The sequence below is a fragment of the Ideonella sp. P3_A4 genome (genome assembly GCF_056403075.1).
Genome location: NZ_JBFUGE010001177.1, coordinates 1 through 1,013, shown reverse-complemented (window position 1 = coordinate 1,013; position 1,013 = coordinate 1). Strand labels below are relative to the sequence as shown.

The window sequence follows — 1,013 nt, the reverse complement described above, 5'->3', positions numbered from 1 at the left end:
GCGCCAGGCCTGGGTGCGGCGCTGCAGCGCATACCCCAGCGCACCGAAGACCAGCGTCGACAGCAACGAGCTGGCGAGGATCAGCGTGGCCATGGCGGCGGCCGCAGCGGTGTCGCCGGCGTCGTCCATCGCCAGCACCGCCACCGAGGCCAGCGGCGTGTCGGGCGTGTAGAGAAAGATCACCGCACTGACCGTGGTCATGCTGGAGACGAAGAAGAAGCGCGCTGCGTCCAGCAGTGCCGGGGCCGCAATCGGCAGCGTGATGCGCCAGCAGCTGGTCCACCAGGCGCGGCGCAGGCTGCGGCCCACGGCTTCGATCTCCGGCGCCATCTGGGCCAGCGCCGTGCCGACCGTCAGGTAGGCCGTGGTGTAGAAGTGCACGATGGTGGCCATCACCATCAGAGCCATGCTGCCGTATAGCGCATGCAGCGGGTTGGCCGGGTGGTTGAAGCAGAAGATGTAGCCCAGGCCCAGCACCAGGCCCGGCACCGCCATCGGCAGCAGCGCCAATGTGCGGATCAACAAGGCAGGCAGTTTCGGTACGTTCAACTTTCCGGTCAGGTAGGCCGAGGCAAACACCAGGGCCGTGCCGGCCAGCGCCGTGCACACCGACAAGCGCAGGCTGTTGAAGAACGCGGCCCAGCCACCGCCGTCGACATCGTCGAATTGGTAGTGCGCCAGCGTCAGCTCGAGCTGGTAAGGCCAGAGCTTGATGAACGACGCCACCACGGCCACGCCGAGCATGGCCAACAGAAAGGTGACCGTTGCGGCACACAACAGCCCCAGCAGCCCATCTCGCCACGGGTTGGAGGGTGGCTGATACGCCACCGAGCGGCCGCTGATGGCCGCGACCTGGCGGCGGGCGACACGGCGCTCGACCACCACGCTCAACAACGCGGGCAGCAGCAGCATCAGGCCGATGACCGCGCCCTTGCTGAAGTTCTGCTGGCCGATCACCTGCTTGTAGGCCTCCAGCGCCAGCACCTGGGTCTGCCCGCCGATCACCTTGGGCA

The 1,013-nt window shown here is 67.5% G+C and carries 1 protein-coding gene; it reads right to left on the bottom strand.

Annotation, left to right across the window (positions count from 1 at the left end; translation table 11 throughout):
* Positions 1-1,013, bottom strand: a 1,013-nt coding sequence (locus tag AC1DYI_RS36765) for an ABC transporter permease subunit (RefSeq protein ID WP_477209012.1), incomplete at both ends; no start/stop codon positions are given.